Source organism: Nocardioides sp. SLBN-35 (assembly GCF_006715725.1).
In the GTDB taxonomy this organism is placed as follows: domain Bacteria; phylum Actinomycetota; class Actinomycetes; order Propionibacteriales; family Nocardioidaceae; genus Nocardioides.
On the sequence record NZ_VFNU01000001.1, the window covers coordinates 4,463,565 to 4,489,895 of the forward strand.

Sequence of the window (26,331 nt, forward strand, 5' to 3'; positions counted from 1 at the left end):
CACCGGTCGGCCGGTGAAACTGGCCGAGCGACTGCCACCGATCAGCGCGCAGCGAGCTCCTCGACGGCCAGGGCCACCTCGAGCAGCTGCAGGTCCGCACCGTGCCGGGCGACCAGCTGGACCCCCACCGGCAGCCCGGTCGAGGTCGTGCCGAAGGGCACCGAGATGGCGGGGCAGCCGGTGACGGTGATGAAGTACGCCGACCGCATCCAGTCGAGGTAGGTCGCCATCTCCTTGCCGTTGATCTCGGTCGGGAACTCCTGGTCGGCCGGGAACGGCGGGACCTGGGAGACGGGGAGCACGAGCACGTCGTGGTCGCCGAAGAACAGCCGCATCGTCTCCGACAGCGCGGTCCGCTGCGTGTAGGCCCGCGCGACGTCCGCGCCCGTCAGGGCCTCGCCGAGCCGGATGTTGTCGGCCAGGGAGGGCTTGAAGTCGTCGGGGTGCGCAGCGAGCAGCGAGCCCAGCTTGGCCTGGAAGTGCCAGGCGCGCAGGGTGCGGAAGGTGTCCTCGGCGAGCGACAGGTCCGGGTACGCCGACCCGACGGCAGCCCCGGCGCCGGCCAGCGCGCGTCCGGCCGCCTCGACGACGGCCGCCACCTCGTGGTCCACCTCGAGCACGCCGCCGAGGTCGACACTGAGCGCGACCTTCAATCCGGCGAGCGAGGCCGGCGTCGGGGACGCGAAGGCGGATCCGGGAGAACCCAACGCGTGGGGCGCGCGCGGGTCCGGTCCAGCCATGACGGACAGCAGCAGGGCGAGGTCGCCGACGTTGCGGGCCATCGGGCCGCCGACCGAGGTGGTCTCCCACTGGTTGTAGAGCGGCCACTCGGGCACCCGGCCCAGGCTGGGCCGCATCCCGACCACGCCACAGAAGGACGCGGGGTTGCGCAGTGAGCCACCCATGTCGGAGCCGTCGGCGAGCGGCACCATGCCGGCCGCCAGCGCACAGGCCGCTCCCCCGCTGGACCCTCCCGCGGAGCGCGTGGGGTCGACGGGGTTGAGGGTGGTGCCGAAGACCTTGTTGAAGGTGTGCGAGCCCGCGGCGAACTCGGGCACGTTGGTCTTGCCGATCGTGAAGGCGCCCGCGGCGCGCACCCGCTCGACGATCAGCTCGTCGTGCTCCGGCACGTTCGAGGCCATCACGGTGGAGCCGTACGTCGTGCGCCAGCCTCCCACCGCGTGGGTGTCCTTGAACGCGAACGGCAGCCCGTGCAACGCACCGACCTCCGCACCCGACGCCAGCGCCTCGTCAGCAGCGAGAGCGCCAGCGCGTGCGCGTGACTCGTCGAGCGAGACGATCGCGTTGAGCTGCGGGTTGCGCTCGGCGATCCGCTCGAGGTGCAGGTCGAGCAGCTCGCGCGCGGAGATCTCCCGGCGTCGTACGGCGGCCGCCTGGTCGCGTGCGGTCGAGTCGACCGACAGCGAGGTGGTCGCGGTCATCGACGGCGGCCCAGCAGCCCGCCCACGATCACGCCGGCGAGCACCAGCCCGCCGCCGACCGCGACACCCATGAGGAACGATTCGCCACCCACGGACGGGGCCGCCGACACCTTCGCAGGAGCCGCGAAGACCGGCGCGCCCTCGGCGGACACGGTCCCCACGGGCGCACCACCAGCGGCCGCGGTGGGCAGCCCGTTGGCAATCACCTTCTCGACGTTGCCGAAGAACTCGGCGGCCATCCGCCGCGAGACGCTGGTCAGCATCCGCTGGCCGACGCCGCCGATCATGCCGCCGACGACCGCGTCGGCGTCGTACGACAGGACGGTCTGGCCGCCGTCGTCCTTGAACGTCACCAGGACGGTCGCGTCGATGGTGCCGGGAGCACCGGCGCCCTTGAGCTTCATGGTCAGCCCGTCGTTGACGCGCAGGTCCTCGAGCACGCAGGAGCCCGAGTAGGTCCCCTTGATCGCCGCGACGCCGGCGCTGACCGTCATCGCGTAGGCGTTCTCGCCGGTGGCCTCGAGCTGCTCGCAGCCGGGGATGGTCGCGACCAGGACCCGCGGGTCGAGGATCGCCTCCCAGACCTTCTCGACGGGCGCGGCGATGGTGTTCTGACCGGAGATCTTCACTTCGACTCCTGAGCGTGGGGGGCGTGGGCCGCCCGGAGCGCGAACAGCTCCGACGGCGAGATGGGCATGGCGGTGATGGGCAGCCGCTCGGCGTCCTCGATGGCGGCGGCGAAGGCGGCGGACCCGGGGATCACGCCGGCCTCCCCGGCACCCTTGATGCCGAGCGGGTTGAGCGGGGACGGCGTCTCCAGGTGGTCGATCTCGATGCTGGTCGGCACCTCGGTGACGTAGGGCATCAGGAAGTCCATGAAGGACGCGTTGAGCAGCTGGCCGGACTCGTCGTACGCCATCCGCTCGTAGAGCGCGCCGCCGACGCCCTGTGCCACGCCGCCGTGGATCTGGCCCTCGACGATCATCGGGTTGATCAGGTGGCCACAGTCGTGGACGACGGCGTACTTGAGGATCCGGATCTCCGCCGTGTCCACGTCGGTCTCGACGATCACCGCGTGCATGCCCGAGGCGAAGGTCGAGCGCGGCGGCGAGTAGAAGTCCTTGCCCTCCAGGCCCGGCTCGTCGTCCTCGGCGACCGGCGGCTTCGTCGGGTCGCCGACGTTGAACTGGGTGGCGGCCTTGGACGCCTCGTCGAAGGCGTAGCGCAGCGGGTTGGACAGCACGGCGACCGTGCCCAGCGGGATGGACGAGTCGGTGCCCTTGACGCTGACGACGCCGTCGACGATCTCGAGGTCCTCGATGTCGGCCTCGAGCGCGTCGGCCGCGATCCGCAGTGCCTTCTCCTTCGCGCGCTTCGCGGCGAGGTGGATGGCCGAGCCGCTCATCACCGCCGCACGCGAGGCGAAGGTGCCCACGGCGTACGGCATCCGGCGGGTGTCGCCGGTGGTGATCTCGACGTCCTCGAAGCGCACCCCGAGCTCGTCGGCGACGATCTGGGCGAACGCCGTCTGGTGGCCCTGGCCCTGCGAGGTCAGGCCGGTGGCGACCTTCACCTTGCCGGAGGTCTCGATGTGCACGTGGGCGCCCTCGTAGGGGCCGACGCCGGTGCCCTCGACGTAGCAGGCCAGGCCGAGGCCGACCCGCTTGCCCTCCGCCGCCTTCGCCGCGCGGAAGTCCTCGAAGTGGTCCCAGTCGACGAGCTCCTTGATCTTGTCGAGCATCGCCGGGTAGTCGCCGGAGTCGTACGTCAGCTCGCGACCGTCCTGGAAGATCAGGCCCTGGTCGTAGGGGAACTCGTCGGGCTGGATGAAGTTGACGGCCCGCACGTCCGCGCGGTCCTTGCCGAGCTCGGCGGCGATCGCGTCCATGGTCCGCTCCATCACGAAGCAGCCCTGCGGCCGGCCCGCGCCACGGTACGGCGTGACGATGACGGTGTTCGTGTAGAGCGAGTCGAACTGCACGTGATAGGCGCCGGGCTTGTAGGGCCCGAGCAGCTGCGTGGACGTGATGATCGGGACGATCAGGCCGTACGGCGTGTAGGCGCCGTGGTCGTGCCAGAACCGCACGTCCAGGCCGAGCACTCGACCCTCGTCGTCGAAGCCGACCTCGACGTGGTGCACCTGGGCCCGCTCGTGGGCCGAGGAGATGAAGTGCTCGCGCCGGTCCTCGGTGAACTTCACGGCCCGGCCGAGCCGCTGCGCGGCGAGCGGGACGAGGAGCTCCTCGGGCCACGGGTGCACGATCTTGACGCCGAAGCCGCCGCCCACGTCGGGCGTGATCACGTCGACCTGGCCGAGGTCGAGTCCGAGCTTGGCCGCGACGGCGGCGCGCACGCCGGTCGAGGTCTGGGTGGAGGTCCACACCTGGAGGCGGTTCTGGTCGGGGTCCCAGCGCGCAACGGTGCCGCGACCCTCCATCGGCATGCAGGCGCTGCGCTCGATGTGCAGGTCGAGGGAGAGCGTGTGGGGCGCGGCGGCGATGGCGGCCGCGGCGTCGCCGTTGGACTGCTCCATCCGGGCCGCCACGTTGCCGGGTACGTCGTCGTGCACCAGCTGGGCGCCCGAGCGCGCGGCCTCGATGCCGACGACGGCGGGCAGCAGGTCGTACTCGACGACGATCTGCGCGAGCGCGTCCTCGGCGACGTAGCGGTCGTCGGCGACGACGAACGCGATCGCCTCGCCGACGTAGTTGACCTCGTCCTTCGCCAGCGCGTACTGGGTGCGGCCGTGGGTCAGCGTGGGGTGCGGGATGAGCAGCGGCAGCGGGTCGGCCATCGCGCCCTCGAGGTCCTCGTGGGTCCACACCGCGTGCACGCCCTCGACGTCGAGGACGGCGTCGACGTCGATCGACACGATCCGCGCGTGGGCGTGGGGGCTGCGCAGCACGGCGGCGTGCAGCGCGTCGGGGGCCACGTCGTCGACGTAGCGTCCGGTCCCGCGCACCAGCCGGTCGTCCTCGACGCGCTGGACCTTCGCGCCCATCATCTTCGTCGTCATGCGGCACCGTCCTCGTCGGCGCGGGCCAGCTCGGCCGCCCGGCAGACCGCCTTGACGATGTTCTGGTAGCCCGTGCAGCGGCACAGGTTGCCGGCGACCATGTCGCGGGCCTCGTCCTCGGTGGGGTCGGGGTTCTCGGCGATGCCGGCGGTGATCGTGGTGAGGAAGCCGGGGGTGCAGAAGCCGCACTGCAGGCCGTGGCACTCGCGGAACGCCTGCTGCACCGGGCCGAGCTCGCCGTCGGGTCGGGCCAGGCCCTCGACGGTGGTGATCTCGTGCCCGGCCGCGGAGACGGCGAACATCAGGCAGCTGCGCATCGGCTGGCCGTCGACCAGGACGGTGCACGCGCCGCAGACGCCGTGCTCGCAGCCGACGTGGGTGCCGGTCAGGCCGAGGTCGTGGCGCAGCGCGTCGGACAGCAGCCGGCGGGCGGGCACGGCCGCCTCGTGCTCGACGCCGTTGACGTTGAGCCTGATCTCGTGGGTCTGCTCGGTCACGAGCGTGCCTCCCGTGCGTTCTCGTGGGCCGCGGTCACGACCCGCGCGGTCAGCACCCGGGCGAGGTGTGCGCGGTAGTCGGCCGTGGCGTGGATGTCGGTCTCCGGCTCCAGCTGCTCCAGCGCGGCATCGGCCGCGGCGGCCAGCGACGCCTCGGTGACCTCGCCGCCGAGGGCGTCGGTCAGGTCGATGACGGCCGGGACGTCGGAGACGGAGAGGTAGCCGGCTCTCGCCTGCACCACCCGGTCGCCGTCGAGGGTGACGACGGCCGCGACGCCGCACATGGCGTAGTCGCCGTGCCGGCGGGCGATCTCCTCGAACGCCACCCCGGTGTGGGGTGCGAGCGCCGGGAAGAACGCCTCGACCGCGATCTCGTCGTGGTGCAGGCTGGACTCGAGCGGGCCGACGTACAGCTGCGCGACGGGGATCGTACGGCGCCCGCCGGGTCCGGCGACGTCGAGCGAGCCGTCCAGCAGCCGCAGCACCATCGGCATCTCGGCCGCCGCGTCCGCGTGGACCAGCGAGCCGACGGTGGTGCCGCGGTTGCGGATCGTCGCGTGCGCGACGTTGGCCAGTGCGAGGGGCACCAGCGGCTGCACCCGGGCGACGTCGGGGTCGCGCAGGACCGCGGCGTGCCGGGCGAGGGCGCCGATCCGGACGCCGTCGGCGCTGACCCGGACGTGGTCCAGGTCGGGCAGGTCGTTGATGTCGACCAGCACCGCAGGTGCGGCCAGCCGCATCGAGAGGAGCGGGACGAGGCTCTGTCCTCCGGCGAGGACCTTGGCCTCCGGGTGCCCGGCCAGGGCCTGGAGGGCTTCCTCCAGGGACCCCGGCCGGACGTAGTCGAATGGTGCGGGCTTCACAGCCTCTTGGTCACCTCTCCCGAAGTGGCGTCGACGGAGCGTCCCTTCACGGCGTGGAAGAAGACGATGACGAGGATCGTGCCGAGGGCGATGCCGCCGAGCTCGAAGTCGTCGGTGATCTTGAGCGTGACGCCGCCGATGCCGGCGATCAGGCCCGCGGCGAGGCCGACCATGTTGACCGGGTTGCCGAAGTCCACCCGGTTCTCGACCCAGATCTTGGCGCCGACCAGGCCGATCATGCCGTACAGCACGACCGTGATCCCGCCGAGGACACCGCCGGGAGTGGCGTTGACGACGGCGCCGAACTTCGGGCACAGGCCGAGCAGGATCGCGACGGCTCCGGCGACGTAGTAGGCCGCGGTCGAGTAGACCTTCGTGGCACCCATGACGCCGATGTTCTCGGCGTACGTCGTGGTCGGCGAGCCGCCGAAGAGGCTGGCGACCGCGGTCGCGGCACCGTCGGCACCGATCGCGCGGCCCATGTACGGGTCGAGGTTCTCACCGGTCATCTCGGCGACGGCCTTGACGTGGCCGGTGTTCTCGGCGATGAGGGCGATGACACCGGGCAGCACCAGCAGGATGAAGGTCATCGAGAAGCTCGGGCCGTGGATGACCGAGACGCCGTCGGCGAGCTTGCCGCTCGGGAAGCCGACCCAGTCGGCCGCCTTCACACCGGCCCACGAGACACGGTCGTGCGCGGTGGCCTCGGTGGCGCCGCCTGCGACCGAGGTGATCTGGCCGAAGATCTTGTCGGCGAGGATCGATGCGACGAAGCCGAAGATGAGGGCGAGGAAGACCGCGATCCGCGACCAGAAGCCCGGCAGCAGTACCGAGGCGCACACCATGAAGGCCGCGGTGAGCAGGGCGATCCACTGGTCCTGGGGCCAGTAGATGCCGGCGACGACCGGTGCCAGGTTGAAGCCGATCAGCATGACGACCGCGCCGGTGACGGCGGGCGGAAGGATCTTGTGGATCAGGCCGGCGCCCGCGAAGTGGACGGCGACACCGATCGCGGCCAGCACGAGACCCGCGACCAGGATCGCGCCGGTGACGTCGGCCGAGTCGCCGCCCTGGGTGCGGATGGCGGCCACACCAGCGACGAACGACGCGCTGGTGCCGAGGTAGCTCGGCACCTTGTTGTTGCAGATCAGCAGGAAGCCGATCGTGCACAGACCCGAGAACATGATGGCGAGGTTCGGGTCGAGGCCCATCACCAGCGGGAACACGAACGTCGCGCCGAACATGGCGACGACGTGCTGTGCTCCCAGGCCTACCGTCCGACCCCACGGGAGCCGCTGGTTCGGCGCGACGGGCTCGCCCGGCGCCGGGTCGACTACCTCCCACTTGAACATCGACATGCTGAGTCCTCCTGAATCTGGGGCTGTGCTCACTGGTCCCACTTGGGGCTCCCGAGACTCACCAACCTATTGAGGGCCAGATCACACCTCACTGGCCACATTCGCCAAAGGATCCCCGGGAACTGCTGGCGGAAGTTGCCCGCGATTCACCGGCTGACGACTTCGAGCACCTTGAGCGCCACGGCCACGTCGAGGCGCAGGTTCTGGTCGGACGCGACCGGGCCGAGCATCCGCTCGAGCTTCCCGACCCGGTAGCGCATCGTGTTGTAGTGGAAGAACTGCGTGCGCGCGGCCTCGGCCACGTTGAAGTTGGTGTTGAGCAGGACCTGCAGCGTCTCGCGCAGGGTCACCGCCTCCTCCGACGATCCGGCCAGCTCGCCGAGCACGTCGTGCGCGAAGGCGCGCAGCTCCTCGGTGTCGGGCACCATCGCGATCAGCCGGTGCAGGCCCAGGTCGTCGAACCAGGTGGTCGTGCTCGACCCGCGGAACCGGCGGCCGACCTCGAGCGCACGCCGCGCCTGGGTGTAGCTGTCCGGCAGTCCGGACGGGCTCGCGGCCACGCGGCCGACCCCGGCGGTGAACGGACGGCGCCCGCCGCCCTTGTCGCCGGCGACCGCGACCACCAGTCGTCGTACGAGTGCGGCGGTGGCCTCGCCGTCCTCGGCCGGCAGCACCGCCACCACCTCGGAGCCGAAGTCGGCGATCGGGATGGCGCGGTCGACCGAGGCGGAGACCTGGCGCCAGGCGTTGGCGAAGCGCTCCTGCCAGTGGCGGCGGTCCTCGACCGAGGCCGGCGCCTGGTACGACGGCTGCGGGTCGATCTGCGCGGCGAGCACGATCGTGGGGCGGCTCAGGTCCCAGCCGAAGCCGACGACGTGCTCGCGCACGAAGTCGTCGCTGCCGGCGCGGCCGAGGAAGACGTCGCGCAGGAAGTCGCCGCGGTACTTGTTCTCCACCGCCGAGACCGCCTGCTCGCGGGTGATCCACAACGACACCGCCGTCGCCGCACGCTGCAGCGCGACGACCTGCTGCGGCACCATCCCGTGATCGGCGACGGCGACCAGGTGCCCGAGGGCCTGGTTGGGCGCGGCGAGCGGCTCGCGGTGCACGTGCGCACCGGTCACCGGCTGGCCCTCGTGGCCGCCTCGGTCCCCCAGCCACTCGACCCGGAGCCGACCGGTCTCGTCGGTCAGCCCCGCGGCGGAGATCCGCTCGCGCATGGCATCGTCGATGCGCGCCGCGCGCTCGCGGCCGTCGGTGGTCGTCACCGCGACGTGCACGTCGAGGGCGTCGCCGATCGCGGCCACCAGCTCGTCGAGGTCGGCCCCGGCCAGCACGAGCTGGGCGAGCGCCTCAGCCAGCTCGTCTGTGTCCATGACGCCATCGTGCGGGATGCCGCCCCCGCCGGTGGCTATCAACTCTTGCCCGACTTCTGCCCGGACGTTGGCAATGCTCACCATTCGATGCACCTTACCCAGCCGTTAGCGTCCCAGAGGTGAGAAGGGTCGATTCAGTGGTGGGCGGTGCCGGTTCCGGCACGCTGCGCGCCCTGCTCGCGGGCCCGACCGTGACCGGATCGGTCGTGCACGCGGGACGGCAGGCCGTGTACGCCGACCTCGACGGGCTGGTCGTCGGCGTCCTCGCGCGGGGTGCGGTGCACGTGCCCTGCGCGGTGCTGACCACGCTGCCCGGCCTTCCGGAGGCCACCGTGGGCGACCCGGTCCTGGCGGGCGACGGCGAGCTGCGTGTCGGCCCGCTGTCCGTGACGGTGACCCGCCTGGTCTCCTTCGCGGTCCCACGCCTCACGACCCCGCTCGCCCCGGTCGAGGCCGACCTCTCCCCCGCCCGTGACCAGCTCGCCACCGACGCGCTCGACCTGCTCGCCGCCGGCGACCCGGCCGCCGTACCCGCCCTGGTCGGCCGCGGCGACGGGCTCACCCCGGTCGGCGACGACGTGCTGGCCGGCTGGCTGGTCGCGACCCGGGCTGCCGGGCGCGACAGCTCGCCGATCGCCGAGGCGGTCGAGGCTCACCTCCCCCGCACGACCAGCCTGTCCGCGGCCCTGCTGCGACACGCGATCGCCGGCGAGGCCATCGCCCCGTTCCGCGTCGCCCTCACCACCGGGGCGGTCGCCGGCCTCCTCGCGGTCGGCCACACCTCCGGCGCCGGGATGCTCCTCGGCGCCCACCTCTCTCTTTCCCCGTCCATCACCCACGAAGCCCTTGAAGGGAGTACTCGATGACGCATCAGCACGTCGAGATCCGACCCGGTGCCTATGCCGACAGCGTCGCGCTACTGCAGGTCAGCCGGGACGTCGCCGCCACCCCCGGTGTCGCCGCCGCCCAGGTGGCGATGGCCACCGAGCTGAACGTGGAGGTGCTGCAGGGCATGGGCTTCACGCTGCCCGCCACCAGCACCAACGACATGGTCGTGGCGCTGCGCCTCGACGACGAGTCGGCGCTGCCCGCCGCGCTCGCCGCGGTCGACTCGGCGCTGGCCGCGGCACGCAAGGGCTCGTCGGGTGGCGAGGTCACCGCGCCGCCGCGCACCACCGCCTCCGCGCTGCGCCGCGCGGACGCCGACCTGGCCCTGGTGTCGGTGCCCGGCGCCTCGGCGCTGGTCGAGGCGATGGACGCCCTCGACGCCGGCGTCGACGTGATGATCTTCAGCGACAACGTGCCGGTCGAGCAGGAGCTCGCGATGAAGCGGATCGCGCGCGAGCGCGGGCTGCTGGTGATGGGGCCCGACTGCGGTACGGCGGTCGTCGGCGGCGTGGGCCTCGGCTTCGCCAACACCGTGGCCCCGGGCCGGGTCGGCATCGTCGCCGCGTCCGGCACCGGGTGCCAGCAGGTCCTGGCGCTCCTCGACGCCGCGGGTGTCGGTGTCGCCGCCGCGCTCGGCGTCGGTGGGCGCGACCTGTCCGCAGCCATCGGCGGCATCTCCACCCGGACCGCGCTGGACCGCCTCGACGCCGACCCGTCGGTCGAGCACGTCGTCGTGGTGTCCAAGCCGCCCGCGGCCGAGGTGGCCGCCTCGGTGGAGAAGTACGCCGCCGACCTCGGCACGCCGGTGCGCTTCGCGCTGCTCGGCGCCGGCCAGCCCGACCTCACCACGCAGACCGAGGCGCTGCTCGGCGACCTCGGCGTCGCCGTACCGGAGTGGCCGGTGTGGGGCACCCCCGCTGTCCCCGACGGTGGCAGCGCGCTGCGCGGGCTGTTCGTCGGCGGCACCCTGTGCGACGAGGCGATGCTGCTCGCGGCGGCCGAGCTCGGTGGGATCCGCAGCAACATCCCGCTCTCGCCGGACCTGGAGCTCGACGCGAGCCTCGTCAGCGACGGCCACGTGATGATCGACTTCGGCGACGACGGCCTCACCCGCGGCCGCGCGCACCCGATGATCGACCCGACCCTGCGTCTCGAGCACCTCGCGAAGGTCGCCGCCGACCCCGCGACCGCCGTCATCCTGATGGACGTCGTCCTCGGCCACGGCGCGCAGGACGACCCGGCCGCCGAGCTCGCCCCGGCGATCGCCGCTGCCCGCGCGGTGCGTGAGGTCCCCGTCGTCGTCGCCTGCGTCGGCACCTCGACCGACCCGCAGGGCCTCGCCCGCCAGGCCGAGGCGCTCGCCGCCGCCGGCGCCGAGGTCCACCTGTCCAACGCCGCGGCCACCCGCCGCGCGATCTCCCTCGTGAACGGAGCCGCCCGATGACCGCCCTGCCCAGCGTCGCCCCCGCCGCCGTCGCCGCCGTCGGCGCCGACATGTTCGCCACCGCCGTCGCCGACCAGGCCGTGGCCGTCGAGCGGGTCGACTGGACACCCCCGATGGACGGCACTGCCGACGACCTCGCGACCGTCGCCGCCGACCCGCTGCGCCGCGACGCCAACGCGCTCGCGGTCTCCCGGATGCTCGACGTCCAGGCGATGCTCGTCGGCGTCGCGCCCGCCTCCGAGCTGCTCGGCCTCGAGAAGGGCCAGTTCCTGCACGCCGGCCCGCCGATCGAGTGGGCCCGCGCCTCGGGTCCGCTGCGGGGCGCGCTGATGGGTGCGGCCGCGTTCGAGGGCCTGGTCGAGGACCCGGAGGACGCCGAGGCGCTGTTCGCGTCCGGCTCCGAGGTGTCGCTGGAGCCGTGCCACCACCGCAGCGCCGTCGGCCCGATGGCCGGCGTGGTCTCGCCGTCGATGTGGATGTTCGTCCTCGAGGACCCGGCCACGGGGCGTCGTACCTACTGCTCGCTGAACGAGGGCCTCGGCAAGGTGCTGCGGTACGGCGCCTACGGTCCCGAGGTGCTCGAGCGGCTGCGCTGGATGCGCGACGTGCTCGGCCCGCTGCTCGGCGAGGCCGTCTCCGCCGCCGGTCCGGTCGACGCGACCGCGATCCTCGGCCAGATGCTGCAGATGGGCGACGAGGCCCACAACCGCAACCGCGCCGGCACGCTGATGCTGCTGCGCGACATCGCGCCGTCGCTGGTGCGCTCCTCGCGCTCCTCGGAGGAGGTCGCCGAGGCGTTCGCCTTCATGGGCGGCAACGACCACTTCTTCCTCAACGTCGCGATGCCGGCCTGCAAGCTCGCGCTCGACGCGGCGCGCGACGTGCCCGGCTCGACGATGGTCGTCGCGATGGCCCGCAACGGCACGGACTTCGGCATCCAGGTCTCCGGCACCGGCGACCAGTGGTTCACCGGTCCGGCCCAGCTCGCCGACGGCCTGTTCCTCGGCGACTACGGCCCCGAGGACGCCAACCCCGACATCGGCGACTCGGCCATCACCGAGACCGCCGGCATCGGCGGCTTCGCCATGGCCGCCGCGCCCGCGATCGTCCGCTTCGTCGGCGGCACCGTCCCCGACGCGCTGGCCACCAGCCGCCGGATGCGCGAGATCACGATCGGCGAGAACGACCGCTGGCCGATCCCGGTGCTCGACTTCGCCGGCGCCGCGACCGGCATCGACGTCACCTCGGTGTGCCGGACCGGCATCCTGCCGCAGATCAACACCGGCATGGCCGGCAGGGTCGCCGGCGTCGGCCAGGTCGGCGCCGGCCTGGTCACCCCGCCCGCGTCGATCTTCCCCGCCGCGCTGGCCGCGCTGGCCGAGCGGACCCGGGAGCGCGCCGGCTCCTGAAGTCTCGCACCCCATGCGAATTGGTCGTGATCCGCGCAGATCCGCGACCAATTCGCATGGGGCGCCGCGCAGGATCAGCTCACGCGGTCGATGACCAACGGCCCCGGGGTGTACGACGTACCGGGCGCGGCGACGTCGTAGCCACCCTCCAGCGACGCAAGCGCCCGCTCGAACCGCTCGGGCGTGTCGGTGTGCAACGTGAACAGCGGCTCCCCCGCGCGTACGACGTCGCCGGGCCGGGCGTGCCAGACGACCCCGGCCCCGGCCTGCACCGGGTCCTCCTTGCGCTCGCGGCCGGCGCCGAGGCGCCAGGCGGCCACGCCGACGGCGAGGGCGTCGAGGCGGGTGAGGACGCCGTCGGACGGCGCGGCGACCACGTGCTGCTCGCGGGCCACCGGCAGCGGAGCCGAGGGGTCGCCACCCTGCGCGGAGATCATCGCGCGCCAGGCGTCCATCGCGGACCCGTCGGCGAGCTTGTCGGCGGGGTCGATGTCGTCGCGGCCGGCGCCGGCGAGCATCTCGCGGGCCAGGGCGACAGTCAGCTCGACCACGTCGGCCGGTCCGCCGCCGGCGAGCACCTCGACCGACTCGGCGACCTCGATCGCGTTACCGGCGGTGAGGCCCAGCGGGACGGACATGTCGGTGAGCAGGGCGACGGTGTGCACGCCGGCATCCTTGCCGAGCGCGACCATCACCTCGGCGAGCTCACGCGCCCTGTCGACGTCCTTCATGAAGGCACCCGAGCCGACCTTCACGTCCAGCACCAGCGCGCCGGTGCCCTCGGCGATCTTCTTGCTCATGATCGACGAGGCGATCAGCGGGATCGCCTCGACGGTGCCGGTGACGTCGCGCAGCGCGTACAGCTTCTTGTCGGCGGGCGCGAGGCCGTCACCGGCGGCGCAGATGACCGCGCCGACCGACTCGAGCTGCGCCAGCATCTCCTCGTTGGACAGCAGCGCCCGCCACCCGGGGATCGACTCGAGCTTGTCGAGGGTGCCGCCGGTGTGGCCCAGGCCCCGCCCCGACAGCTGGGGTACGGCGACCCCGCACGCCGCGACGAGCGGTGCCAGCGGCAGGGTGATCTTGTCGCCCACGCCGCCCGTGGAGTGCTTGTCGGCCGTGGGGCGCGACAGGGAGGAGAAGTCCATCCGCTCACCGGAGGCGATCATCGCCGCGGTCCAGTCGGCGATCTCGCGCCGGTCCATGCCGTTGAGCAGGATGGCCATCAGCAGCGACGACATCTGCTCGTCGGCGACGGCGCCGCGCGTGTAGGCGTCGACCATCCAGTCGATCTGGCTGGTGGACAGGCTGCTGCCGTCCCGCTTGGCGTGGATGACCTCGACGGCGTCGTGCGTGCTCACGGTGCGTTTGTACCAGTCGTGTCCACGCCGGTGACCCGGTCGAGGTCGGCCGGCCCGAACGCCTGCGGCAGCACGGCGTCCATCGCCAGCACACCCTGCGGCGTCAGCACCTCGAGCGCGGCACCGCCGTTCTCCCACAGCAGCTGGCGACAGCGGCCGCACGGCATGATCACGTCGCCGGCGCCGTTCACGCACACGAAGTGGGTCAGCCGGCCCCCGCCGGTGGCGTGCAGCTGCGACACGAGCCCGCACTCGGCGCACAGCGTGACGCCGTACGCCGCGTTCTCGACGTTGCAGCCGACCACCAGGCGACCGTCGTCGGCGAGCGCGGCGGCACCCACCCGATAGCCGGAGTACGGCGCATAGGCCCGCGCGGCGATGTCGATCGCCGCCTGCATGAGGGTGTCCCAGTCGACCACGAGGTCAACGTAGACGATCGCGAGGATCTTGCGCATGGGCAGGTTTCGACGGGAAATGTCCCAAGTTGGTAACCGTTTCGACGAATGCGCTTCCCGTTGCGCGCTCCTTGGGTGAGGATGCACCCCGAGTACCGGAAGCAACATCCTTTGCCCTGCCCTCGGAGCCGGGCGTCGATCTGGAGGACATCTGTGAAGACCTGGAAGAGGACGACGGCCGCCGCGGCCGTGGCGCTCATGGCGAGCGCAGCCCTGGCTGCCTGTGGCGATGCCCCCGACGAGGGCAAGAAGGGTGGCTCGGCGAAGAGCGACTTCCTCCCCTGCATCGTCTCCGACGCGGGTGGCTTCGACGACAAGTCGTTCAACCAGCTCAGCTTCGAGGGCATCAAGGAGGCCGCGAAGGAGCTCGGCACCGACTACAAGGACGTCCAGTCGAAGACGGACCAGGACTACGCGCCCAACCTCGAGAACCTCGTCGGGCAGGGCTGCGACCTGATCGTGACCGTCGGCTTCGCGCTCTCCGCCGCGACCGTCGAGTCCGCCAAGGCCAACCCCGACATCGAGTACGTCCTCATCGACGACGCCGCCGACAACGACTTCGACGGCACCAAGGACGCCGACAACATCAAGCCGATCCTGTACGACACCGCGCAGGCCGCGTTCCTCGCCGGCTACGCCGCGGCGGACTACACCAAGACCGGCACCGTCGGCACCTACGGTGGTCAGCCCTTCCCGACCGTCACCATCTTCATGGACGGCTTCAAGCAGGGCGTCGACTACTACAACAAGGAGAAGGGCAAGGACGTCAAGCTCATCGGCTGGGAGGGCAACGACAAGGGCGTCTTCACCGGTGGCTTCGACGCCAACGAGAAGGCGACCAACACCGCCAAGTCGATCCTCGACAAGAACGCCGACGTGATCCTGCCGGTCGGTGGCCCGATCTACCAGGGCGCGCTCACCGCTATCAAGGACTCCGGCAAGGACGTCGCCCTGATCGGTGTCGACGCGGACTTCTACGAGACCGACCCGAGCACGCAGGACCTGGTGCTCACCTCGATCCTGAAGAACATGAAGACCTCGACGATCGAGACCGTCGTTGCCGCGGGCAAGGGCAACTTCGACCCCGAGGCCTACGTCGGGACCCTGGAGAACGACGGTGTCGGCCTCGCGCCGTTCCACAACTTCGAGTCCAAGGTCAACCCGGACCTCCAGGCCGAGCTCGACAAGGTCAAGCAGGGCATCATCGACGGCAGCATCCCGGTGACGTCGTACCTCGACAAGTGACGACGGCTCACCTGCGCTGACGCAGGGTCCGGGGGAGGTCGGATTTCCGGCCTCCCCCGGACGCGTTGCTGGCAACTGCTCGTCCGCTCCGAGAGGATCCCTCCATGACGCTCGAACTCCGGGGCATCACCAAGCGCTTCGGCCCCCTGGTCGCCAACGACCGGATCTCCCTCACCGTCAACGAGGGCGAGATCCTGGCCCTGCTCGGCGAGAACGGCGCCGGCAAGTCGACGCTGATGAACGTGCTCTACGGCCTCTACCAGGCCGACGAGGGCGAGATCATCCTCGACGGCGCACCGCTCAAGATGTCCGGCCCGGGCGACGCCATGGCCGCCGGCATCGGCATGGTGCACCAGCACTTCATGCTGGTCCCCGTCTTCACCGTCGCCGAGAACGTCATGCTCGGCAACGAGAGCACCGGCTTCGCCGGCACCCTCGACGTCGACGCCGCACGCCAGCGGGTCCGGGAGATCTCCCAGCGGTTCGGGTTCGACGTGGACCCCGACGCCCTGGTCGAGACCCTGCCCGTCGGCGTCCAGCAGCGCGTCGAGATCATCAAGGCGCTCTCCCGCGACGCCCGCGTCCTCGTCTTCGACGAGCCGACCGCGGTGCTCACGCCCCAGGAGACCGACGAGCTGATGGAGATCATGCGCCAGCTGCGCGCATCGGGCACCGCCATCGTCTTCATCAGCCACAAGCTGCGCGAGGTCCGCGCCATCGCCGACCGGATCACCGTCATCCGCCGTGGCGCGGTCGTCGGCGAGGCCAGCCCGACCGCCACCAACGCCGAGCTGGCCGCGCTGATGGTCGGCCGCCCGGTCGAGCTGACGGTGCACAAGGAGCCCGCGCAGCCCGGGCCCGACGCGCTCGTCGTACGCGACCTGCGGGTCACCGACGACAGCGGCCACAGCCACCTCGACGGGATCAGCTTCTCGATCGCACGGGGCGAGGTGCTCGGCGTCGCCGGCGTCCAGGGCAACGGCCAGACCGAGCTCACCGAGGCGATCATGGGCCTGCAGGCCCACGTCCACGGGTCGATCCGCCTCGGCGACCACGAGCTGGTCGGCCGGTCGGTGCGCAAGATCCTCGACGCGGGCGTCGGCTTCATCCCCGAGGACCGTCAGGTCGACGGCCTCGTCGGTGGATTCACGATCGCCGAGAACCTCATGCTCAACCGCAGCCACGGCAAGCCGTTCGTGTCCGCGGGCACCGTCCGCTCCGGCTTCCTGGAGGACTTCGCCCAGCAGAAGCTGGTCGAGTACGACGTCCGCGCCTCCGGCATCCAGGCGACGGCCAGCCAGCTCTCGGGCGGCAACCAGCAGAAGGTCGTGGTGGCCCGCGAGCTGTCCCGCGACCTCAGCCTGCTCGTCGCCGCCCAACCCACCCGCGGTGTCGACGTCGGCTCGATCGAGTTCATCCACAAGCAGGTGGTGGCGACCCGCGACTCCGGCGTACCGGTGCTCCTGGTCTCCACCGAGCTCGACGAGATCGTCGCCCTCTCGGACCGGATCATGGTCCTCTACCGCGGGCAGGTGGTCGGCATCGTGCCGGCCGACACACCCCGCGAGACCCTCGGCCTGATGATGGCCGGCGAGCGCCCGGAAGGAACCGCTGCGTGAGCACCGACATGGAGTCCGAGTTCGGGCAGAAGCAGGACGGCGGACGCAGCCGCTTCGACGGCGTGCTGCGCGAGATCGTCGCGGGCAACGCGATGGTCGCGGTGCTGTCGGTCTTCCTCGCCGTGGTCGTCGGCTCGCTGATGATCCTGCTGACCGACGAGAACGTCCGCACGACCGCCGGCTACATCGGCGCCCGGCCGGGCGACTTCTTCAGCGCGGTCTGGACCTCGATCTCCGACGCCTACACCGCCCTGTTCCGCGGCGCGATCTACAACACCAACCTCACCGGCTTCCAGGGCCGGATCCGGCCGCTGACCGAGACCCTCAAGTTCTCGGGCCCGCTGATCCTGGCCGGCCTGGGCGTCGGTCTGGCCTTCCGCGCCGGCATGTTCAACATCGGTGGCCGCGGCCAGATGCTGCTCGCCGGTGCCGCCGCCGGCTGGGTCGGGGTCAGCATGGACCTGCCGATGGCGCTGCACCTGCCGCTGGCGATCCTGGCCGGCGCGCTGGCCGGCGCCCTGTGGGCCGGCATCGCCGGCTTCCTCAAGGCGCAGAGCGGCGCCCACGAGGTGATCGTCACGATCATGCTCAACTACGTCGGCTACTACCTGGTCTTCTACGCCCTCTCCAAGCAGGGCCTGCTCCAGGCCCCCGGCTCGCTCAACCCGAAGTCCGAGCCGATGCCCGAGTCGGTCATCCTGCCCAAGCTGCTCGGCGACCGGTTCAACCTGCACGCCGGCTTCCTGCTCGCGCTGGTCGCGGTCGCCGTGGTGTGGTGGTTGCTCAACAAGTCGGCGCTCGGCTTCCGGTTCCGCGCCGTCGGCGAGAACCCCGACGCCGCCCGCGCCGCCGGCATCGACGTCGGTCGCACCTACCTGATCGTGATGCTGATCGCCGGCGGCCTGGTCGGCCTGGCCGGCGTCAACCAGATCCTCGGTACGACGACCAGCGGCGTCACCGTCGACCTGGACGCCGGCATCGGCTTCGACGCCATCACCGTCGCGCTGCTGGGCCGGTCCCGTCCCCTCGGCATCCTCGCCGCCGGACTGCTGTTCGGCGGCCTGAAGGCCGGTGGCTTCTCGATGGCCGCCGCCGAGGGCATCCCGGTCGAGATCGTGCTGGTCATCCAGTCGCTCATCGTCTTGTTCATCGCCGCTCCCCCACTGGTGCGAGCTATCTTCCGGCTGCCGAAGGAGGCGACGGCATGAGCGACACCAAGGTGACCGTCCCGGTGCCCGCCGACGCCGCGGAACCGGTCGCCGTACCGCTCCGGACGGCGTTGAAGGCCCCGATCATGCTGGGCGTCGTCACGATGCTCGTCGCGCTGTTGCTCGCCCTCGGCGCCCGCTCCGGCGACACCACGTTCCAGCTGGCCGCGGAGACCGACTTCTTCGACCTGCCGGAGATCACCCTGCCCTCGACCGCGACGGTCGCGACGCTGGTGGTGCTGCTCGCCGTGTGCACGGCCGCGTCGGCGCTGCTGGTCAGCCGCGGGCGTCGGACGCCGCTGTGGCTGGTCGCCCTGTTCGCCTTCTTCGCGGTGACAGCGTTCCTCACCTGGGCCGCGGCCGGCGACAGCCTGACCGTGGTCGGCCTGCTGGGCGGCTCGATCACCCTCGCCGTCCCGCTCGTGTTCGGTGCCCTCGGCGGCGTCCTCGGCGAGCGGGCGGGCGTCGTCAACATCGCGATCGACGGCCAGCTGCTGTTCGGCGCGTTCGCGGCCGCCATGGTCGGCACCCTCGTCGGCTCCCCCTGGGGCGGCCTGGTCGCCGCGATGGTCGCCGGTGGGCTGGTCGCCCTGGTGCTCGGCTTCTTCGCGATCACCTACTTCGTCGACCAGGTCATCGTCGGCGTCGTCCTCAACGTGCTCGTGATCGGCCTGACCAGCTTCCTCTACGGCCAGGTGCTCACCGAGAACCCCGACAAGCTCAACGCCCCCGAGCACTTCTCCCGGCTGCCGATCCCCGTCCTCGGCGACATCCCGATCATCGGCCCGGTGCTGTTCCGCCAGACGATCCTCGTCTACCTGATGTACGTCGCCGTCGCGGTCGTCGCCTGGGCGCTCTACCGCACCAAGTGGGGCCTGCGGGTCCGCGCCGTCGGCGAGCACCCGAAGGCCGCCGACACCGTCGGCATCAAGGTCAACCGCACCCGCTACACCACGCTGCTCATCGCCGGCCTGATCGCCGGCGCCGGCGGCGCGACGTACACCCTGGTCTCGGTGCCGCAGTTCGGGGAGGAGATGACCGACGGCGCGGGCTACATCGCCCTCGCCGCCGTCATCTTCGGCCGCTGGGACCCGGTCCGCGCGACCCTCGCCGCGCTGCTGTTCGGCTTCGCGTCGAACCTGCAGCTCGCGCTGTCGGTGATCGGCTCGCCGGTGCCCAGCCAGTTCATGCTGATGCTGCCGTACGTCGTCACGATCGTCGCCGTCGCCGGCCTGGTCGGGGCCTCGCGGGCCCCCGCCGCGGACGGGGTGCCCTACCGGAAGGGGTAACCGCCGGTGGTTGAGGTGCGAGGCGCCCCAGCGCCGAGCCTCGAAACCACCGGGCAGGCGTCAGCCGCGGCGGTGCACGCGCACCACGTTGTTGGCGCCCTTGACGCGCACCTTGGTCTTGCCGGTGCGCACCTTCACGGTGTTGTTGGCGCCGCGGACGACGACCTTGCGCAGCGCGCGGTACTTGGCCCGGTTGTTGGAGCCCTTGATCTTGACCCTGGTGCCCTGGTCGGCGACGACCTTGTTGTTGGAGCCGATCAGGACCGCACGGTCGAGGGCCGGGATGCGGACGTCGACGTTGCTGGCCTCGACGCGCGCGCTGGGCGCGGCGGTGGCGGTGACCGAGCTGTTGGAGCCGGTGACGACGACCGGGCCGAGGGCACCGGTGGCCGTGACGTCGACGTTCGCGCCGGTGACCATCACGGTCGTGGCGCTGGTCAGCGCGACGCTCAGGTTGCTGCCGTTGAGGATGACGGCCGAGCAGGCGCCGGTGAGGGTGTAGTCCTCGGTGCTGTCGTCGATCGTGACCGGTCCGCCGGTGCAGTCGAGGGTGACGGCCGCGTGGGCCGGGGCCGGGAGGACGGCGCTCGCGCCCAGCAGGGCGACGGTGGCGGTGGCGAGGGCGGCGGGTGTGCGCAGGGCACGCGTGTTCCGAGACATGGGGTGAACCCTTGCCAGGAGTCGCGGGACTGAAACCCCCGTGGGTGCGCCGATCTGGCCCCGGTCAGGCCTGGGCGAGCGCGTTCACGGCGGCGCCGGCCAGCATCCGGGCGCCGTACCCGATCGCCGCCTCGTCGACCTCGAAGTCGCCCTGGTGGAGGTCGAAGGTCGGGCCCCCGGGGCTGCGGGTGCCGAGGCGGAACATCGCGCCGGGAACCTGCTCGAGGTACCAGCCGAAGTCCTCTCCCCCGAGGCTCTGCTCGACCTCGGTGCGGTGGTGCAGGCCGAGCAGGTCGTCGGCGGCCGCGGCGACCATCGCGACGCTGGCCCGCTCGTTGACCACCGGCGGCACGCCCTGGAGGTAGTCGACGTTGGCGGTGACGCCGTAGGGGCGCACGATGTCGAGCACCGCCTCGCGGACCACGGCCTCGCAGGACGCCCAGGCCTCGGCGTCGAGGATGCGGACGGTCCCGCTCGCGATGCCGTGGTCGGGGATCACGTTGGCGGCCGAGCCGGCGCGGAGCATGCCCCACACGACGCTGACGCCGGCGCGCGGGTCCATCCGGCGGCTCAGCACGGCCGGCAGCTCGCTGGTGATCTTGGCCAGCGCGAAGGTCAGGTCGCCGGTGAGGTGGGGGCGCGAGGTGTGCCCGCCGTTGCCCTCGAGGCGTACGTCGATGCGGTCGGCCGCGCTGGTGATCGGGCCGGACCGCAGGCCGACCGCGCCCACGTCGACCGACGGGTCGCAGTGGAGCGCGAAGATCCGCTCGACCCCCTCGATCGCGCCGTGGTTGATCAGGTGGCGGGCACCGCCGGGCATGACCTCCTCGGCCGGCTGGAAGAGCAGCCGCACCCGGCCGCGGAGCAGGCCCTGGGCGTGCAGCTCGGCGAGCGCGTGACCGGCGCCGACGAGCGCGCTGGTGTGCACGTCGTGCCCGCACGCGTGGGCCACGCCGGGCACGCTGCTGGTCCATGGGTCGGTGGTCAGGTCGGCGACGGGCAGCGCGTCGAGGTCGGCACGGAGCGCGACGGTCGGGCCCGCCTCCCCCAGGTCGGCGATCACGCCGCTGCGCGGCATCCGGCTGATCCGCCAGCCGGCGCGCTCGAGATGCTCGATCACCCGCTCGGAGGTGCGCTGCTCCTGCCAGGACACCTCAGGGTGCCGGTGGAGGTCACGGCGCAGCTCGACCAGCTCGTCGTCGTACTTCGCGACGGCGGAGTCGACCAGGGTCAGCGCTGCATCCACCACGTGCCCAGCCTATGCCGCGTCAGTGATCGGTGTCGTAGGCCGCCAGCAGGCGGTCCGCCGCCAGCGGCGCGGTGAGCTCGCCGGCCAGCAGCGCCGCGCGTACGTCGGCCTGGACCGCCCGGACGCCGGCGCTGTGCCGCAGCCGCTGGTCCAGCTCGTCGCGGACCAGCGCCCAGGTGAAGTCGAGCTGCTGCTCGGCGCGCTTGTGGGCCAGCCCGTCGGCGCCGAGATGGTCGCGGTGCTTGAGGACCTGGTCCCACACCTCGTCGACGCGGGCGCCGGTGAGGCCGGAGCAGGTGACGACCGGCGGCGCCCACTCGGCGTGGCCGCGGACCAGCCGCAGCGCACCGGCGAGGTCGCGGGCGGCCACCCGTGCCTCCTGCTCGCGGGCGGGGTCGTCGGGATCGGCCTTGTTGACCGCGATCACGTCGGCGATCTCCAAGATCCCCTTCTTGATGCCCTGCAGCTGGTCGCCGGTGCGGGCCAGGGTGAGGAACAAGAAGGTGTCGACCATGCCGGCCACGGTGACCTCGGACTGGCCGACGCCGACGGTCTCGACCAGGACGACGTCGTACCCGGCTGCCTCGAGGACGGCCATCGCCTGCGTGGTGGCGCGGGCGACACCGCCGAGGGTGCCGGCGGACGGTGAGGGCCGGATGAACGCGTTCGGGTGCGCCGACAGCGTGGCCATCCGGGTCTTGTCGCCGAGGACCGAGCCGCCGGTGCGCACCGACGACGGGTCGACGGCGAGCACGCCGACCTTGTGCCCGGCGGCCGTGAGCAGGCCGCCGAGCGCCTCGATGAAGGTCGACTTGCCGACGCCGGGCACGCCCGAGATGCCGACGCGTACGGCGGGCGTCCGGGTCGGGGCGTCGGTGGCCAGAGCCGTCAGCAGCTCACGGGCGGTCCGGCGGTGCCGGGGCGCGGTCGACTCGACCAGCGTGATGGCCCGCGCCATGGTGGCGCGGTGCCCGGCACGCAGGCCGTCGAGCAGGTCGTCGACCTGCATGCTCAGTGCCCGAGGGTCGTCCGCAGCCTCGCCAGCAGGTCGAGCGCGGACTCCGCGATCACCGTGCCGGGGAGGAACACCGCCGCGGCGCCCATCTCCTTGAGGGTGGGGACGTCGTCCGGCGGGATCACGCCTCCGATGACGACCATGATGTCGTCACGGCCCTGCTCGGCCAGCGCCGTCTTCAGCGCGGGCAGCAGGGTGAGGTGGCCCGCGGCGAGCGACGAGACACCGACGATGTGCACGTCGGCGTCGATCGCCTGCTGCGCGACCTCCTCGGGCGTGGAGAACAGCGGGCCCACGTCGACGTCGAAGCCGAGGTCGGCGAAGGCCGACACGACGACCTTCTGGCCGCGGTCGTGGCCGTCCTGGCCCATCTTGGCCACCAGGATGCGGGGCCGGCGGCCCTCCTCCTCGGCGAACTCGTCGGTCGCCTGGCGGGCCTGGGCGACGAGGGTGTCCCCCTCGCCGTCGTTGGCCAGGTCGGCCTCGTCGCGATACACGCCGCTGATCGTACGGATGACCGCCTGGTGGCGCCCGTAGACCTTCTCCATCGCGTCGGAGATCTCACCGACCGTGGCCTTGGCACGGGCGGCGCTGACGGCCAGGTCGAGCAGGTTGCCGTCGCCGCTCTCGGCGCTGCGGGTCAGGGCGTGCAGGGCGGCCTCGACATCGGCGCCGTTGCGCTCGGCACGCAGCCGCTCGAGCTTGGCGACCTGCTGGCGGTAGACCTCGTCGTTGTCGACCTTGAGCACCTCGAGCGGGTCTTCGGCCGGCAGCCGGAAGGTGTTGACGCCGATCACCTTCTGCGAGCCCGAGTCGATCCGCGCCTGGGTGCGGGCGGCGGCCTCCTCGATGCGCATCTTCGGGATGCCCTGCTCGATCGCGGCGGCCATGCCACCGGCGGCCTCGGCCTCCTGGATGTGCGCCCACGCTCGCTCGGCGAGGTCGTGGGTGAGCTTCTCGACGTAGTAGGAGCCGGCCCACGGGTCGATGGAGTACGTCGTACCGCTCTCCTGCTGCAGCAGCAGCTGGGTGTTGCGCGCGATGCGGGCCGAGAAGTCGGTCGGCAGCGCGATCGCCTCGTCCAGGGCGTTGGTGTGCAGCGACTGGGTGTGGCCCTGGGTCGCGGCCATGGCCTCGATCGCGGTGCGCCCGACGTTGTTGAACACGTCCTGCGCCGTCAGCGACCAGCCGGAGGTCTGCGAATGGGTGCGCAGTGACAGCGACTTGGGGTTCTGCGGGTCGAACTGGCGCACCAGCCGGCTCCACAGCGCCCGGGCCGCGCGCATCTTGGCGACTTCCATGTAGAAGTTCATGCCGATCGCCCAGAAGAAGGACAGTCGCGGCGCGAACTGGTCGATGGTCAGGCCCGACTCGAGACCGGCGCGGATGTACTCGACGCCGTCGGCCAGCGTGTAGGCCAGCTCGAGGTCGGCGGTCGCCCCGGCCTCCTGCATGTGGTAGCCGGAGATCGAGATCGAGTTGAACCGCGGCATCCTCTGGCTGGTGTACGCGAAGATGTCGGAGATGATCCGCATCGACGGCGCCGGCGGGTAGATGTAGGTGTTGCGGACCATGAACTCCTTGAGGATGTCGTTCTGGATGGTCCCCGAGAGCTGCTCCGGCTTCACCCCCTGCTCCTCGGCCGCGGCGATGTAGAGCGCGAGCACCGGGAGCACCGCGCCGTTCATCGTCATCGAGACGGACATCTGGTCCAGCGGGATGCCGTCGAACAGGGTGCGGGTGTCGTAGATCGAGTCGATCGCGACACCCGCCATGCCGACGTCGCCGCGCACCCGTGGGTGGTCGGAGTCGTAGCCGCGGTGGGTCGCGAGGTCGAAGGCGACCGACAGGCCCTTCTGCCCGGCCGCGAGGTTGCGGCGGTAGAAGGCGTTGGACTCCTCGGCGGTGGAGAAGCCGGCGTACTGCCGGATCGTCCACGGCTGCGTGGTGTACATCGTCGGGTACGGCCCGCGCAGGAACGGGCTCAGGCCCGGGTAGGTGTCGAGCGCGTCGAGGCCGGCGAGGTCCTCGGGGCCGTACGACGGCGCGATCTCGATGCCCTCGGGGCTCTTCCAGCCCTCGCCCTGCGGCGGGTTGGGCGCGGCGGCCGCGGCCTGGTCGGCAGCGAGCGCCAGGCCCGCGAAGCTCTTCGGAACGCTCATGCCAGCTTCTCCCTCGTGGCGGTCAGGAACGCCAGGGCGTCCACGCCCAGCGCAGCGGCGTCGTCGACCTCCGCGTCCACGGCATCGGGCTTCCCGGCGATGATCACGTGCTGTGCGCCCGCCTCGCGGAGGGCTGCGATCGCGGCGGCACCCCACTCACCGTAGGCGGCGTCGGTGCCGGCGAGGCAGACGACTGGCTGGCCGGCGTACGCGCGGGTGAGGTCCTCGACACCCGCGGTCGCACCGGCGACCTCGACCGCGATGCCGCCGGCGGCGAGCAGGTTGCTCACGAAGGTGGCGCGGGCGGTGTGCTGGGCGATGGTGCCGAGCGTGGCGAGGAAGACCGGCCGGGCGGCCGGCTCGTCGCGCAGTGCCTCGAACGACGCGCCGTAGCGGCGGACCCGGTCGTTGAGCGGGTCGGCGGCGCGCTCGGGCAGGGTCTCGCCGAGGTTCGGGAACTCGCTGACGCCGGTCAGCGGCCGCTTGCGGCGGGCGATGTCGGCCTCGCGCTTCTCCACGACGGCGGCGATCCGGGCGCGGAACGGGTCGAAGTCGTGGCCGCCCTCCCACTCGGACTCGAGCTGCTGGAACTCCGCCCAGCCGGCGGCCGCCAGGTCGGCGGTGAGCTGCTCGACGGCGTACGCACCGCCGGCCGGGTCGGCGACCGCGGCGACGTGGGACTCGTCGATGAGCAGGTGGTTGACGTTGCGCGCGATCCGGCGACCGAACCCGTCGGGGCGGCCGTTGGCGCTGTCGAAGGGCAGCACGGTGACCGCGTCGGCGCCACCGACGCCGGCGGCGAAGGCCGCGACGGTGCCGCGCAGCATGTTGACGTAGGGGTCGTACTTGCTGAGCATCGGCCGGCTGGTGACCGCGTGCTGGCGCTGGGCGACCGGCGCCTCGACCCCGCTCAGCTCGAGCACGCGCGCCCACAGCACGCGCGCCGCGCGCAGCTTGGCGATGGTCGGGAACTGCTCGTCGGTGGCGGCGTAGCGGAACTCCACCTGGCCGGCCGCGTCGGCCACGGACAGGCCGTGGTCGGTGAGCCAGCGCAGGTAGGCGACGCCGGCGGCGATCGACCAGCCGAGCTCCTGGGCGTCGCTGGCGCCGAGGTCGTGGGCGGCGGTCGCATCGACGACGATCGCGCGGACGTCGTTCTGGTCGGCCTTGCGGGCCAGCGACTGCAGCTCGGCGACGGCCTCGTCGACCGCCAGCGGGATGTCGCGCAGCATGACGCCGAGCGGGTCGATGCCGAGGTTGCTGTCGGGGTGCTTGGCGCCGGGCAGGGCCAGGAAGGCCTCGGCCACCTTCGTCGTCGCCGACGGGGCATCGAGGACGACGGGGGCCAGGTCGAGCAGCACGTCCTTCAGCGTCGCGGCCACGTCGGTGTCGGCGTCGGCGGCCAGCCACAGGCTGGTCACACCGCCGTCGAGGTCGACCAGCGCCGCCTCGTTGACGAGCTTGGCGTCGGGGCCGGAGACCAGGCTGCGGATGTCCCACGCACCGTGACGCGTGGGACGTACGGCGGTCGCGGGGCCGCCGGGCAGGCCGAGCGGCGTGATGCCGATGCCGTCGAGGGTGGTGCGGGTCAGCTTGTCCCACACGGCGCTGTCGGGGTCGCTGTCGCTGAGCTTGCGCTGTTTGCGCAGCACGGCGGCGGTGGCGGCCTCCCACTCGGCGCGCGTGTGCGCGTCCTCGGGCTGCGCCAGCGTCAGGGGCGAGTCAGTCACAAGCGGCAAGCCTATCCGTGACAGCGCCCCTGTTACCGAGGTGTG

At 72.0% G+C, this 26,331-nt stretch carries 21 protein-coding genes; 7 read left to right on the forward strand and 14 right to left on the reverse strand.

Going from position 1 to position 26,331, the window contains the following annotated elements; all coding sequences use genetic code 11:
• Positions 1 to 41 precede the first annotated feature (41 nt).
• The 7 genes from FBY23_RS21595 to FBY23_RS21625 all read right to left on the reverse strand — a co-directional run bounded on the left by FBY23_RS21595 (position 42) and on the right by FBY23_RS21625 (position 8,552).
• Positions 42 to 1,442 carry an amidase gene (locus FBY23_RS21595; RefSeq protein WP_141800020.1) on the reverse strand — a complete coding sequence of 467 codons (1,401 nt, stop codon included), beginning with the start codon at positions 1,440 to 1,442 and terminating at the stop codon, positions 42 to 44.
• A complete protein-coding gene (locus tag FBY23_RS21600; RefSeq protein WP_141800021.1) occupies positions 1,439 to 2,071 on the reverse strand; it encodes a carbon monoxide dehydrogenase subunit G in 633 nt (210 codons plus the stop codon). Before FBY23_RS21600 ends, FBY23_RS21595 begins: the two co-directional genes overlap by 4 nt.
• A complete protein-coding gene (gene cutA, locus FBY23_RS21605) occupies positions 2,068 to 4,458 on the reverse strand; it encodes an aerobic carbon-monoxide dehydrogenase large subunit (RefSeq protein ID WP_141800022.1) in 2,391 nt (796 codons plus the stop codon). The genes FBY23_RS21600 and cutA overlap by 4 nt, the downstream gene beginning before the upstream one ends.
• Entirely contained in the window at positions 4,455 to 4,955 is a 501-nt protein-coding gene (locus FBY23_RS21610) for a (2Fe-2S)-binding protein (protein WP_141800023.1), read from the reverse strand. The genes cutA and FBY23_RS21610 overlap by 4 nt, the downstream gene beginning before the upstream one ends.
• A complete protein-coding gene (locus tag FBY23_RS21615; protein WP_141800024.1) occupies positions 4,952 to 5,818 on the reverse strand; it encodes a xanthine dehydrogenase family protein subunit M in 867 nt (288 codons plus the stop codon). The genes FBY23_RS21610 and FBY23_RS21615 overlap by 4 nt, the downstream gene beginning before the upstream one ends.
• On the reverse strand, positions 5,815 to 7,176 hold the full coding sequence (locus FBY23_RS21620) for a uracil-xanthine permease family protein (RefSeq protein ID WP_222117901.1): 1,362 nt from the start codon (positions 7,174 to 7,176) through the stop codon (positions 5,815 to 5,817). Before FBY23_RS21620 ends, FBY23_RS21615 begins: the two co-directional genes overlap by 4 nt.
• 146 nt (positions 7,177 to 7,322) lie before the next feature.
• Positions 7,323 to 8,552 (reverse strand): CdaR family transcriptional regulator, encoded by a 1,230-nt coding sequence (locus FBY23_RS21625; RefSeq protein WP_141800025.1) that lies wholly within the window; start codon positions 8,550 to 8,552, stop codon positions 7,323 to 7,325.
• A gap of 119 nt (positions 8,553 to 8,671) precedes the next feature.
• Here FBY23_RS21625 and FBY23_RS21630 point away from each other — a divergent pair, with 119 nt between their 5' ends.
• Genes FBY23_RS21630 through FBY23_RS21640 form a run of 3 tightly spaced genes read left to right on the forward strand, consistent with a single transcriptional unit; the run spans position 8,672 to position 12,293 of the window.
• Positions 8,672 to 9,418, forward strand: a complete 747-nt coding sequence (locus FBY23_RS21630; protein WP_141800026.1) for a DUF2877 domain-containing protein — start codon at positions 8,672 to 8,674, stop codon at positions 9,416 to 9,418.
• A complete protein-coding gene (locus FBY23_RS21635; RefSeq protein ID WP_141800027.1) occupies positions 9,415 to 10,884 on the forward strand; it encodes an FdrA family protein in 1,470 nt (489 codons plus the stop codon). The genes FBY23_RS21630 and FBY23_RS21635 overlap by 4 nt, the downstream gene beginning before the upstream one ends.
• Positions 10,881 to 12,293, forward strand: a complete 1,413-nt coding sequence (locus FBY23_RS21640) for a DUF1116 domain-containing protein (RefSeq protein ID WP_141800028.1) — start codon at positions 10,881 to 10,883, stop codon at positions 12,291 to 12,293. Before FBY23_RS21635 ends, FBY23_RS21640 begins: the two co-directional genes overlap by 4 nt.
• A 74-nt stretch (positions 12,294 to 12,367) precedes the next feature.
• Here FBY23_RS21640 and FBY23_RS21645 read toward each other — a convergent pair whose 3' ends face one another.
• Together FBY23_RS21645 and FBY23_RS21650 are read right to left on the reverse strand one after the other, a co-directional pair.
• Complete coding sequence (locus FBY23_RS21645; protein ID WP_141800029.1) at positions 12,368 to 13,654, reverse strand: thymidine phosphorylase; 1,287 nt, start codon at positions 13,652 to 13,654, stop codon at positions 12,368 to 12,370.
• Positions 13,651 to 14,109: a cytidine deaminase gene (locus tag FBY23_RS21650; RefSeq protein WP_141800030.1), complete on the reverse strand. Its 459-nt coding sequence runs from the start codon at positions 14,107 to 14,109 to the stop codon at positions 13,651 to 13,653. The genes FBY23_RS21645 and FBY23_RS21650 overlap by 4 nt, the downstream gene beginning before the upstream one ends.
• A 153-nt stretch (positions 14,110 to 14,262) precedes the next feature.
• Here FBY23_RS21650 and FBY23_RS21655 point away from each other — a divergent pair, with 153 nt between their 5' ends.
• The 4 genes from FBY23_RS21655 to FBY23_RS21670 all read left to right on the forward strand — a co-directional run bounded on the left by FBY23_RS21655 (position 14,263) and on the right by FBY23_RS21670 (position 19,470).
• Positions 14,263 to 15,354, forward strand: a complete 1,092-nt coding sequence (locus tag FBY23_RS21655) for a BMP family protein (RefSeq protein ID WP_260806174.1) — start codon at positions 14,263 to 14,265, stop codon at positions 15,352 to 15,354.
• Between the two features lie 104 nt (positions 15,355 to 15,458).
• Positions 15,459 to 16,973: an ABC transporter ATP-binding protein gene (locus tag FBY23_RS21660; protein WP_141800031.1), complete on the forward strand. Its 1,515-nt coding sequence runs from the start codon at positions 15,459 to 15,461 to the stop codon at positions 16,971 to 16,973.
• Positions 16,970 to 18,181 (forward strand): ABC transporter permease, encoded by a 1,212-nt coding sequence (locus FBY23_RS21665; RefSeq protein WP_260806176.1) that lies wholly within the window; start codon positions 16,970 to 16,972, stop codon positions 18,179 to 18,181. Before FBY23_RS21660 ends, FBY23_RS21665 begins: the two co-directional genes overlap by 4 nt.
• Entirely contained in the window at positions 18,178 to 19,470 is a 1,293-nt protein-coding gene (locus tag FBY23_RS21670) for an ABC transporter permease (protein ID WP_141800032.1), read from the forward strand. Before FBY23_RS21665 ends, FBY23_RS21670 begins: the two co-directional genes overlap by 4 nt.
• A 60-nt stretch (positions 19,471 to 19,530) precedes the next feature.
• Here FBY23_RS21670 and FBY23_RS21675 read toward each other — a convergent pair whose 3' ends face one another.
• From FBY23_RS21675 to FBY23_RS21695, 5 genes are all read right to left on the reverse strand, one after another.
• A complete protein-coding gene (locus tag FBY23_RS21675) occupies positions 19,531 to 20,130 on the reverse strand; it encodes a DUF3060 domain-containing protein (protein ID WP_141800033.1) in 600 nt (199 codons plus the stop codon).
• Between the two features lie 64 nt (positions 20,131 to 20,194).
• Positions 20,195 to 21,379, reverse strand: coding sequence for an amidohydrolase (locus FBY23_RS21680; RefSeq protein WP_260806179.1), 1,185 nt, complete (start codon positions 21,377 to 21,379; stop codon positions 20,195 to 20,197).
• Positions 21,380 to 21,398: 19 nt separating this feature from the next.
• On the reverse strand, positions 21,399 to 22,388 hold the full coding sequence (gene meaB / locus FBY23_RS21685) for a methylmalonyl Co-A mutase-associated GTPase MeaB (RefSeq protein WP_141800034.1): 990 nt from the start codon (positions 22,386 to 22,388) through the stop codon (positions 21,399 to 21,401).
• Positions 22,389 to 22,390: 2 nt separating this feature from the next.
• A complete protein-coding gene (scpA, locus tag FBY23_RS21690; protein WP_141800035.1) occupies positions 22,391 to 24,556 on the reverse strand; it encodes a methylmalonyl-CoA mutase in 2,166 nt (721 codons plus the stop codon).
• Positions 24,553 to 26,286, reverse strand: a complete 1,734-nt coding sequence (locus FBY23_RS21695) for a methylmalonyl-CoA mutase family protein (protein ID WP_260806186.1) — start codon at positions 26,284 to 26,286, stop codon at positions 24,553 to 24,555. The genes scpA and FBY23_RS21695 overlap by 4 nt, the downstream gene beginning before the upstream one ends.
• Positions 26,287 to 26,331 lie beyond the last annotated feature (45 nt).